At 60.8% G+C, this 10,244-nt stretch carries 12 protein-coding genes; 9 read left to right on the top strand and 3 right to left on the bottom strand.

Translation table 11 applies throughout. From position 1 onward, the window contains the following. From ACTHL0_RS12015 to ACTHL0_RS11995, 5 genes are all read left to right on the top strand, one after another. Positions 1-1,121, top strand: a 1,121-nt coding sequence (locus tag ACTHL0_RS12015) for an NRAMP family divalent metal transporter (protein WP_440566960.1), incomplete at its 5' end; no start/stop codon positions are given. A 239-nt stretch (positions 1,122-1,360) separates the two neighbouring features. Then, a complete protein-coding gene (locus ACTHL0_RS12010; RefSeq protein ID WP_440566959.1) occupies positions 1,361-1,801 on the top strand; it encodes an Hsp20/alpha crystallin family protein in 441 nt (146 codons plus the stop codon). A 58-nt stretch (positions 1,802-1,859) separates the two neighbouring features. Further along, on the top strand, positions 1,860-2,279 hold the full coding sequence (locus ACTHL0_RS12005) for an Hsp20/alpha crystallin family protein (protein WP_440566958.1): 420 nt from the start codon (positions 1,860-1,862) through the stop codon (positions 2,277-2,279). A 185-nt stretch (positions 2,280-2,464) separates the two neighbouring features. Beyond that, a complete protein-coding gene (locus ACTHL0_RS12000; protein WP_440566957.1) occupies positions 2,465-3,763 on the top strand; it encodes an MFS transporter in 1,299 nt (432 codons plus the stop codon). A 62-nt stretch (positions 3,764-3,825) separates the two neighbouring features. After that, positions 3,826-4,608 carry a substrate-binding domain-containing protein gene (locus ACTHL0_RS11995; protein ID WP_440566966.1) on the top strand — a complete coding sequence of 261 codons (783 nt, stop codon included), beginning with the start codon at positions 3,826-3,828 and terminating at the stop codon, positions 4,606-4,608. 29 nt (positions 4,609-4,637) lie between these two features. On the opposite strand, the gene ACTHL0_RS11990 is transcribed toward ACTHL0_RS11995, so the two are convergent. Next, positions 4,638-5,603 (bottom strand): LysR family transcriptional regulator, encoded by a 966-nt coding sequence (locus ACTHL0_RS11990; RefSeq protein ID WP_440566956.1) that lies wholly within the window; start codon positions 5,601-5,603, stop codon positions 4,638-4,640. A gap of 291 nt (positions 5,604-5,894) precedes the next feature. Between ACTHL0_RS11990 and ACTHL0_RS11985 the strand changes: the two genes are divergently transcribed. From ACTHL0_RS11985 to ACTHL0_RS11970, 4 genes are all read left to right on the top strand, one after another. Continuing rightward, positions 5,895-6,389: a hypothetical protein gene (locus tag ACTHL0_RS11985; RefSeq protein WP_440566955.1), complete on the top strand. Its 495-nt coding sequence runs from the start codon at positions 5,895-5,897 to the stop codon at positions 6,387-6,389. A gap of 291 nt (positions 6,390-6,680) precedes the next feature. Further along, positions 6,681-7,154, top strand: coding sequence for a YaiI/YqxD family protein (locus ACTHL0_RS11980; protein WP_440566954.1), 474 nt, complete (start codon positions 6,681-6,683; stop codon positions 7,152-7,154). 91 nt (positions 7,155-7,245) lie between these two features. Further along, a complete protein-coding gene (locus ACTHL0_RS11975; RefSeq protein ID WP_440566953.1) occupies positions 7,246-8,007 on the top strand; it encodes an HAD family hydrolase in 762 nt (253 codons plus the stop codon). Positions 8,008-8,343: 336 nt separating this feature from the next. Further along, positions 8,344-8,661, top strand: a complete 318-nt coding sequence (locus ACTHL0_RS11970) for a hypothetical protein (RefSeq protein WP_440566952.1) — start codon at positions 8,344-8,346, stop codon at positions 8,659-8,661. 240 nt (positions 8,662-8,901) lie between these two features. Here ACTHL0_RS11970 and ACTHL0_RS11965 read toward each other — a convergent pair whose 3' ends face one another. Together ACTHL0_RS11965 and ACTHL0_RS11960 are read right to left on the bottom strand one after the other, a co-directional pair. Next, positions 8,902-9,420, bottom strand: coding sequence for a CinA family protein (locus ACTHL0_RS11965; protein ID WP_440566951.1), 519 nt, complete (start codon positions 9,418-9,420; stop codon positions 8,902-8,904). Between the two features lie 133 nt (positions 9,421-9,553). Further along, positions 9,554-10,144, bottom strand: a complete 591-nt coding sequence (locus tag ACTHL0_RS11960; protein ID WP_440566950.1) for a class I SAM-dependent methyltransferase — start codon at positions 10,142-10,144, stop codon at positions 9,554-9,556. Positions 10,145-10,244: the final 100 nt, after the last annotated feature.

The following is a 10,244-nucleotide window of genomic DNA, read 5'->3' as shown; positions in this document are numbered from 1 at the left end:
CCTTGCTGCTCACGTATCCGCTCATGGCGGCCATCCAACTCGTCAGTGCGAGCATCGGCCGCGTCACGGGCAAGGGCCTCGCATCCAATATTCGGGCGCACTACCCCAAGCCGCTTCTCTACGGCGCAGTCGCATTGCTGATCGTCGCCAACGTCATCAACATCGCGGCAGACTTGTCGGCGATGGGCGCCGCCATGCAACTGATAGTGAGTACGCCGCAGCAACTGAACGTCGTCCTGCTCGGAGGGCTGTCGGTGGTTCTGCAAATTTTTGTTCCATACGACCAATATGCACGCCTGCTCAAGTGGACGGCATTGGTGCTCTTGGCCTACGTTGCCGTCGCACTGGTCGTGCCGATTCATTGGGGCGATGTGCTGCATGCCATCGTTCTGCCCCAGGCCTCGCTCAGCTCTGACTACTTGACGACGATCGTGGCGGTACTGGGTACCACCATCAGCCCTTATCTATTCTTCTGGCAAGCTTCGCAGGAAGTGGAAGAGATGCGCTCTGCACCCGGTCAAGAGCCGTTGAAACGTGTGCCCTATCAGGCCCCGGCACAACTGCGCCGGATCAGCTTCGACACGTGGGTCGGCATGGGCGTCTCGAACATCATCGGATTTTTTATCGTGCTGACCGCAGCAGCGACGCTGCATCTCCATCACATCGATGTGAAGACATCGGCCGATGCCGCGCGAGCGCTTGAGCCGATCGGCGGCCGTTTCGCATACGTGCTGTTTTCGCTGGGCATCATCGGAACGGGCTTGCTGGCGCTTCCCGTGCTGGCCGGCTCCGCGGCCTATGCAGCCGCGGGCAGTTTTCGATGGCGCAGCAGCCTCAGCCTGCACCTGGCCCTCGCGCGGCAGTTCTATAGCGTGATCGCATTGGCCATCATGGGCGGCGTTGTGATCACGTTCATGCATTTCGATCCGATTCGCGCACTGTACTGGAGTGCAGTGATCAATGGTGTCGCCGCGGTACCGATCATGGTCATCATCATGCTGATGGCCGGCAACCGCGACGTCATGGGCGAATTTGCCATCAAAGGCCCGCTCGCTTGGGGCGGATGGCTCGCGACAATCGCGATGGCGATCGCCGCGGTGGGGATTTTTGTCCCCGGCTAAGCGCAGCCACGGGACGGGCAACGGTGTCAGTCCTGTCGGCGGATATGTAACAAAACGTTACTTACCCCCTTGAAAATCCGGCAGCGCCCACTAGTTTAGATTCCAGTTAAAGCAGTCGCGATTTGATGCGCTGCGTGTTTCTCTTTGTTCGTCCGCGGTCTCGCAGGACGAGTGAACTGGAGCGCGTGGTCTGGTTCCGGTTTGCTCTCCCTGCGGCCCCTTTTTTCAGGAGCCAAACCATGAGCGATCCGTTCTTCAGTACCCATCTGCTGGGCGAATTCGACCGCCTCGAGCGCCAGATGGCGAATCTATTCGCCGACTTCCCCGTCAGCCTGCGCGCCACCCGCCTGGGCTCTTTCCCTCCCGTGAACATCGGGAGTACCGACGACACGCTTGAAGTCGTCGCGTTCGCGCCGGGGCTGGATCCCGCAACGATAGAAGTCTCGATCGACAAAGGTCTTCTGACGATCAGCGGGGAGCGCAAGCCCGCTGAAATCGGGGCCGGCGACGATGTACGCGTCTATGCGCGCGAACGCTTTGCCGGTTCTTTCCGCCGCGTAATCGAATTGCCCCAGCATGCCGACCCCGACAGCGTCAGCGCGAAGTATTCGAACGGCTGCCTGTCGATCAACATCGGCAAATCGGAGGCTTCAAAGCCGCGTGCCATCACGGTCCAGTAAGCATTCAATGGGGGACGTCCGTCGTACCGCGTCCCCGCATACCATCGACGAGGACATCATGAGCGATCGTACTGAATTGACGACCGGCGCGCGCCCGATGGGGAGTGCCGTCAGCAAGCAAGCGGGGACGCGCGACAGCGCGCGACAAACGCGTGTGGCACCCGCCGTGGATGTATTTGAAGACGCTCACGGCATCACACTGTTCGCCGATCTCCCGGGCGTACCCCGAGAAAAGCTGAACGTTCACGTGCAGGACGGAAATTTGCATATCGAGGCCGAGGCGGTTGTCCCGACGCCCGCCGGCTTGCGATTGCAGCACGCGGAAATGCAGCACGCGCACTTCGCTCGCGCGTTCACGTTGAGCCCGGACTTCGATGTGGCCCGCATCGACGCGCAACTCAAGGACGGCGTACTGAAGTTGACGATCCCGCGACGTGACGAGGCAAAGCCGAGACGGATCGAAGTCCAGGTTGGCTAGACTGCTGTTGCCAGCGCGCCCAACGGGGGCCAACGCGCCCCCGAGTGGGAACGATTGATAACCATCGTGCATCAATCATTCGAAATATTGCACTTATCGTTTGACCGGGGCGAGGCCAATATTCCCGAAACGACAAAAGCGGACAACCGCACCTATCGGGAATTCTGGATTCTGGAGACACATCGATGCACCCCTCGCCCTCTACGCTCGCACCGGGACATTCGAAAGCCGCGACGGTTTTTCGCGTGACCGCGGGAAACTTTCTGGAGCAGTTCGATTTCTTTCTGTTCGGCTTCTACGCGACGCAAATCGCTCATGTCTTTTTTCCTGCCGGAAGTGAATTTGCTTCGTTGATGCTGACATTCGCCGCCTTCGGTGCTGGCTTTTTGATGCGGCCGCTCGGCGCCATCGTGCTCGGCGCGTATATCGACGATGTTGGCCGCCGCAAGGGCTTGATCGTGACGCTTTCCATCATGGCGAGCGGCACCATCCTCATTTCGTTAGTCCCCGGCTACCAGACGATCGGTCTGCTGGCGCCCGCGCTGGTGCTCGTTGGCCGGCTGCTGCAGGGCTTTTCGGCGGGCGCCGAGTTGGGTGGCGTATCGGTCTATCTGGCCGAGATGGCTACCCCCGGCCGCAAGGGCTTCTTCACGAGTTGGCAATCCGCGAGCCAGCAGGTCGCGATCGTCGTGGCCGCCGGCCTCGGCTTCGCGGTCAATCAATCGCTGAATGCAACGGCCATTGCGGCATGGGGATGGCGGATTCCCTTCTTCGTCGGCTGCATGATCGTGCCGTTCATCTTCATGCTGCGTCGCAATCTCGAGGAAACGCAGGCGTTCAAGGCACGGCAGCATCGTCCAAGCATGAACGAAGTGTTCCGCGCGCTCGTCGGGAACTGGGCCGTCGTGGTCGCGGGCATGATGCTGGTGGCGATGACCACGGCGAGCTTTTATCTCATCACGGTCTACGCGCCGACTTTCGGCAAAACAGTCCTCCATTTGAGCACCGCCGATAGTTTGCTCGTGACGCTGTGCGTGGCCGTGTCGAACTTCGTATGGCTGCCGATCGGCGGCGCGCTTTCCGACAAGATCGGCCGCCGGCCGCTCCTCGTGGGCATGTCGGTGCTCGCCATCGCGACGGCATACCCGGCACTGTCGCTGCTTGCTCATGCGCCGAGCTTCCAGAACATGCTGCTGGCCCTCCTCTGGCTCTCGTTCATGTACGGCATCTACAACGGCGCGATGATCGTCGCACTGACGGAAGTGATGCCGGCGCAAGTGCGCGTTGCGGGTTTCTCGCTCGCCTATAGCCTCGCCACTGCCGTGTTCGGCGGGTTCACGCCGGCGATCTCGACCGCACTCATTCATATGACCGGCGACAAGGCCGCACCCGGCTACTGGATGAGCTTCGCCGCGGCATGCGCCCTCGTTGCGACGCTCGGGCTCTATCGCCGGCGCTCCGCGGCGCTCGCGCCGGCGCAATGACGCGCCCTCTCGTCCGCATGCAGCCGAACGTCCACGCGCAATCCGATCCATCTCCCATCATGATGAGAAAACTGCTTCTTAAACTTTGCGCGGCAGCGCTGGTCGCCGGCTCGGCCGCTGCAACGAACGTGCAGGCCGCCGATCTGCACGTGATGACCTCCGGCGGCTTTACCGCCGCGTACAACGTACTCGGTCCCGAGTTCGCCTCGAAGACAGGCAACACACTCGAGACCGCGCTTGGCCCGTCGATGGGTCAGTCGCCTCAAGCGATCCCGAACCGGCTCGAGCGGGGCGAACCGGCGGACGCCGTCATCATGGTGGGCTATGCGCTTGACGATTTGATTCGCAAAGGCAAGATCATCCCGGCATCGCGGGTCGAGTTGGCCGATTCGCGCATTGGTATGGTCGTGCGGGAAGGGGCGGCCAAGCCTGACATTGGCTCGATAGAGGGATTACGTCAGACGTTGCTGCATGCGAAGTCGATCGCCTATTCGGACAGCGCGAGCGGCGTCTATATCGAGCGCGAGTTGTTCGAGAAGCTCGGCATCGAGGATCAAGTCAAATCGAAGGCGAAGATGATTCCGCGAATTCCCGTCGCCTCGGTCGTAGCAGACGGCGAATACGAAATCGGCTTCCAGCAGGTGAGCGAATTGCTGCCGGTCAAGGGAGCGACGTTCGCCGGAAAAATTCCCGAGCCTGTGCAATCAATCACGCGTTACGCTGCGGGGATTCCTGTCGGCGCACAACATCCGAAGGAAGCGAAAGCCCTGCTCGACTATCTCGCCTCCCCCGGCGCCCAACTCGAAGTCAAATCGACCGGACTCGATACGGTTTCCGATCATTGAACGCATTCCGTTGAACGGCCAGCGTCTTACTATCGGGACTTCCTGCTTGACGCCGATTTGGGAGCGGTGTCATCGCGGATGGCGTCGCTGCCTTCTGCACCGCCGCGCTTCACCTCCATAATCGTTCGATAAAATTCCTGCGCAGCCGGCGTAAGCGAACGTCCGCGGCGCCGCACGATACCCAGGCGCCGCTTCACGACGGGATCGACCAGCGGCACACTCGTGAGGATCGGGTGGTCGCGTCCAGGCATCGCCATCGACGGTACCGCTGCGACGCCAAGCCCCGCTTCGACTAAACCGAGCATCGTCGTCACATGCCGCGTCTCGCACACACTGGGCGTTTGCGGTGCCACGGCCGAGAGCGCCTGATCGAGCAGCAGGCGGTTACCCGACGTTTTATCCACCGAGACATACTCGTGCTCGTAGAGCTCGCTCCACGTCACGCGCTTTTTGCGCGCAAGCGCATGATCGCGGCGGCAAGCCGCAACGAACCGGTCCTGCAGCAGCACCTTGAATTCGACCTCGGGCTCCTGGCTGCCGATAAAGCTCACGCCGAAATCGGCCTCGCCGCTGATCACGGCGCCCAGGACCTCGTTCGCACTTGCATCGAGCAGCTTGACGCGGATGCGGGGAAAGCGGCGACGATAGCTCGCGATAACGTTCGGCAAAAAGTAGTAGGCCACCGATGGCACGCACGCAATCGTCACGTGACCGAGACGGCTCGATGAAACATCGCGGATGCCGAGCAGCGCGACATCGAGATCATCGAGTAGTTGTTCGGCGCTCGGGGCAAATACGCGGCCGATCGTCGTGAGCGTGACGCTACGCGTGGTGCGATCGAAAAGACGCACGCCGAGGGCATCCTCGAGTTTGTCGATGCGACGGCTCAAGGCCGGCTGCGAGATGTTGACCGCCTCCGCCGCCTTGCGAAAGCTCCCCAGTTCCACCACCGCGCGAAACGCCTGCAAGTCATTCAAATCGAAATTGATACCCACGGGCCTCCCTCGCCATCCTGGATGCGGATATTTTGCATGACGTCATGCGAAGCGCCCATGGCGGAGTATGCCGGTCCGCCTGCGCCAGGCCTTGAGCGTGCGAGGGTGGATTTTGCCGCATCTGCCGGGGTAGCAGGCATAAAGAAAGCTTCTCCGGCTACACTTGCGCATTCGATCCCCGCCACTGATGCCCACTGGCGCCGCACGTACAGCGTGTTCAAGGATCGCTCGGCACGATGGCCCATGCCCTCATGCGGCCGACGCAGTGCCTCGTCCGCCTATCGATTCCAAATGAACGTCAACCTCAATACACGCGGCATCGTTCCACACAGTGAGGCCGATATCGGGAACGCAGCGCCTACCGAGTCCGCCGACACGTCGCGGACGGTGCCATGCGCGCCCGGCCTTTCCGAATTGAAGGGCGAACGTGCGCGGTCGGAGGCCGCCGGACGGAGCCGGGTCAGCTTGCCACGCAAGCCGGAAACGATGCGTCGTTTGCATCGCTTGCGCAGGGAGCTCGGCAAGATCAGCCCTGCGCCATCGGGTCCCGAACACGCGCGTTCGGAAATCATCGAGGCGATGGTGCGGGCCGAACTGTCGGGCTGGACCGTGCCCGAGCTGTCGGATCCTTCCGCGATGCGTCTTGAAGACGGCTCGATCCGCATTTCGTTAATTTCCCACGCCATTCTCTTTCGTGCCGATGGTGGCTTTCGCATTGTCGATCTCGCCCAGGGCGAGAGCGTCTACTTCGAAATGGCGCCGAAGCAGCGGTTAGCCCGACGATAGCGTCTGCACATAGGCCATATAGTGCCCTGTCCCGCAAGTTCCTTTGATATGAAATCGCCCATTTGACCGCCAGGCGGCGTCGCTCGTCGTTGCCATAGCTACGGCTATGGCGCCTCCTCGCTTCTTGCCTGGCGGCCAAATGGACAATTTCATTTATCAAAGAACTTACGGGACAGGACACTAGTGCAAAATGCGGTTTTCGTAGGCATTCCTGCTGACGCTCGCGCCATCGTGCGGCGCAACCCGCGCCGGAGCAGACCGGATTGCCGAAACTCTTTGGGAAGCACCGTAATGCAAGTCCTGGTTGACGCAGATGCCTGTCCAGTTGTCGTGAAGGACATTCTTTTTCGAGCGGCGCGGCGTACTGAAGTATGCGTGACACTTGTTGCCAGCCAGTACTTGCGTACCCCGGCTTCCCCCTTTATCAAGGCATTGCAAGTGCCGGTGGGATTCGATGCCGCGGATAATCGCATCGTCGAACTCGTCGGTCAGGGCGATCTCGTCATCACCGCCGACATTCCGCTCGCCGCCGCTGCCCTGGAAAAAGGCGGACATGTGCTCGATCCGCGTGGAAGCTGGTTCACACGTGAGAACATTCAGGAGCGGCTGACGATGCGCGAGGTGATGGATCAGCTTCGTAGCTCAGGCGTCGCGACGGGCGGGCCGGCGCCGTATACGGCGAACGATAGTAAGACGTTTGCCGGCCAACTCGATCGCTTCCTCGCGCGACATGGCAAAGCGCCGGGGCAGCGACGGCCAGAATGACAATGTTTTCGTCGGAAACGTTCATGTCGAACCAAGCCGTCAGAGGTTATAGTGCGTTGACTATTTCCCACACTGACTAAGGATTCGGGCGATGTTTTCTGCGGCAATCTTCGATATGGACGGGTTACTGATCGACTCGGAACGGACGATCATGAACACGTGGATCGCCGTCGGGCGCGACCTTGGGATCGATATCCGCCCTATCGACTATGTCGAGATCATCGGCAGATCCCTGCCTGAATGCCACGCGATGTTGCGCGAGATGTTTGGGAAGGAGCCCGTTTTTCAGGAGGCGCTGCTCCGCGTCCGACAGCAGTTGCAGTCTCCTGAGAAGCCACCCGTATATCCACTAAAGCCGGGGGCGCGAGATCTTTTGGTTGCGTTGATCAATGCGGGCGTGCCCTGCGCCGTGGCTTCATCATCGAGTGGCCAGGAGATTAAAGCCCGGCTTTCCCGTGTCGGCGTGCTCGACTTCTTCGATGCGGTCGCCGGAGGCGATGAGGTTTTTCGTGGCAAGCCCGACCCGGCCGTCTATCAGCTTGCCGCTTCTCGCTTGGGGAAATCGCCGAGTGAGTGCCTCGCATTCGAGGACAGCGAGAACGGTGTGCTTGCCGCGCATCGCGCGGGGATTAAGGTCGTGACGGTGCCGGATCTCAGACCGCCGTCCGACGAAGTCATTGGAGTCAGCCTCGTCAGGCTGGAAAGCCTCAAACAGACGAGAGGGTATGTTTCCGCGTGGTTCGGCGTGACAGACGCTCAGGCGAGTGCCGCTTTCGCGTGTCGCGAGACGAGTCAAGCCGACAATCCCACACTGGCGACGAACAGCCCCGACGCCATCCCGGTTCCCACTTGAAAACAGTTGATGTCGCGCTCGGTCAACTTCTAAGGTTTTCACCGTGTGCAGAATCTGTGCAAACGGCCACGCGTGAGCCAGTCCGTCGGGCCCCACTGCGCGCAATCGCTGCTTCTCCTATACTGTTGGCAGCATTTTAGGAAATCGAGTAAGTCACTATTTTCCCTTGCCTTGGTATCGAGCAGGCATGTTGACGCCGTTTCGCGGGTAGTGTGGTCTCGTACGGTTCAATTCAATGGAGACATGAGCACCGGATACGGCGAGGGCTCGATTCACGGTCAAGCAGGCGGCGATCGGCTGCGTCGAAATTCCAGCCCCATCTTGGAGGACCGAATCGTGGACAAAGCAATCACCTCAGTCATCGCGGCTGCCGCCGCACTCGTGCTCTCGGGCGGCGCCTATGCACAGGCCAACAACACGCTGGCAACGCCGAGCACGAGATCACCGGCCGCGGTATCGCCGGACAACTCGACGAGCGGCTACGGCACACCGGGAGCCATCAACTCCGAAAGCGGAACCGGCGTAGGGTCGGGGAACGTTGGCACGCCGAACGCCGGCTTGCGAAACAGCATGAACGATAGTTCGACGCCGGACGTCGCGAATGGAGTCAACAACACCTTGGCAAGGCCTTCCGTAAAATCGCCGGTTCAATAGCGTTGAATCGAGGTGTGCGTCCGCTCGAGCGTCACATCGCTTAATGCGAAGATTCAATGTGGCATTCGATCGACGCCTGACGGAAGCGGATCAAGGCCCGACACGCGATGTTGTCGGGCCGATCTGATCGCCAGCCGGGCAATGCGGCGCAAACAGGCCATCGATGGGGCTGAAGGTGAAGCGCCTTAGTCAGGATTCGTTCGCTTGGGGACAGGACGTGCGCAGCAGCGATCGCTCCCGCTATCCACCTTCGCTGCCGGCGCGTTGAAACAACTGGAAATAGTGCTCGATGCGAGACAGCGCGTATTGTGCGGCTGCCTCACGAATCTCATTACGCGTACCTGCGAAGCGTTTAGTCTCCGTAAAGGTCATACAACGACAATCCGCGACACGCCAGGACCATGCAAAGCACTGCGTGCCCGCTGGCGGGCCCTCGCCGTCACCGACGGGATCGGCAACACCGGTATTCGCCACCACTACATCCGCGCTGCACCCCTCTGCCGCCAACGCGCCTTCCGCCATTTCGTGCGCAATCGGCTCGCTGGTGAGCCCATACCGCTCCATCGTCTCGCGTCGAACGCCGAGGAAGCCCGCCTTCCCGGTGGGCGAGTAAGCGACGAATCCGACGTCCAGACATTGACCGCTTCCCGGCACGCCAGCCAATGCGGCAGCGATCAACCCGCCGGTGCATGACTCGGCCGTCGCAAGCTTGAGGCCGGCCGAGGTCAAAAAGGAAACGACATCCTGTTCGACGGTCATCGCTTGTCTCCTCACGTTTGGGCGTGTTCGTCACGCCCGCGCGTCTGCATAGGCGAGCGCAAGTAGCGTTCCCTCAGCGCTGACTCGATCGGATGGGAAAAAAGATGCCGAACCGGGCCGCCGCTCACATCAATCACCGTCGCCGAGCAATAAGCCGATGCACCCGCTTGCCGGAAGACTGATTGACCGTTTCGGCATCGAGCAAGTATTGCGCATCACCCAGGCCCTCCCTGACCCGCGCGGCATCGAACCCGGCGTAGAGCCGGCCGGCGGCATCGCGGGCGGAAACCGATTCCCCGACTCGCCAGCTCAAATACAACGTTCCCGCTGGCCGCAGAATATCGATTAGACGCGCACAGGCGGAAGTCACCTCGTCCGGCGGCAAGTGCATCAAGACGGTTTCACACAGCACGTTGTCATAGGTTTCCGCGACGATCGAATCCAGCGCGGGAAGCACATCCCGCTTGAAAACCAGCGACGGAAAATCGTTCGCCGCTTGCGCAAGCAGCCCTTCCGCGGCGTCATAGCCCACAGTCGGGAAACCATGATCGTTCAGCCACGCAACGTCGCGCCCAGCGCCGCACCCAATGTCTGCTGTTTTACCGCCCAGGGTGAAGTAACGCTGCAATAGCGCATACATGTCAGCCGGCGCAGGCTGGTCGCGCCAATCAGCCGCATACCGGCTCGCGCCTGCCGAATAGGCTTCGATAGTCTGTTCGTCCATAACAAATCCCTCTGCTCAAGTGGCGACGATTGCGGTGTAGTTTACCGATCGGTCCATTTATGTAAACGTCTTTAATTTGATAGCATTGCCTCGGTGGGGC

The sequence above is a fragment of the Trinickia sp. genome, assembly GCF_051961175.1.
In the GTDB taxonomy this organism is placed as follows: domain Bacteria; phylum Pseudomonadota; class Gammaproteobacteria; order Burkholderiales; family Burkholderiaceae; genus Trinickia.
This window is presented reverse-complemented; position numbering and strand designations above follow the sequence as displayed.

Coding starts and splice junctions, on each gene's coding strand:
- ACTHL0_RS11975 (WP_440566953.1), top strand. CDS start 7,246: ATGTTTTCTGCGGCAATCTTCGATATGGACGGGTTACTGATCGACTCG.
- ACTHL0_RS12000 (WP_440566957.1), top strand. CDS start 2,465: ATGCACCCCTCGCCCTCTACGCTCGCACCGGGACATTCGAAAGCCGCG.
- ACTHL0_RS11960 (WP_440566950.1), bottom strand. CDS start 10,144: ATGGACGAACAGACTATCGAAGCCTATTCGGCAGGCGCGAGCCGGTAT.
- ACTHL0_RS12010 (WP_440566959.1), top strand. CDS start 1,361: ATGAGCGATCCGTTCTTCAGTACCCATCTGCTGGGCGAATTCGACCGC.
- ACTHL0_RS11980 (WP_440566954.1), top strand. CDS start 6,681: ATGCAAGTCCTGGTTGACGCAGATGCCTGTCCAGTTGTCGTGAAGGAC.
- ACTHL0_RS11985 (WP_440566955.1), top strand. CDS start 5,895: ATGAACGTCAACCTCAATACACGCGGCATCGTTCCACACAGTGAGGCC.
- ACTHL0_RS11995 (WP_440566966.1), top strand. CDS start 3,826: ATGAGAAAACTGCTTCTTAAACTTTGCGCGGCAGCGCTGGTCGCCGGC.
- ACTHL0_RS12005 (WP_440566958.1), top strand. CDS start 1,860: ATGAGCGATCGTACTGAATTGACGACCGGCGCGCGCCCGATGGGGAGT.
- ACTHL0_RS11965 (WP_440566951.1), bottom strand. CDS start 9,420: ATGACCGTCGAACAGGATGTCGTTTCCTTTTTGACCTCGGCCGGCCTC.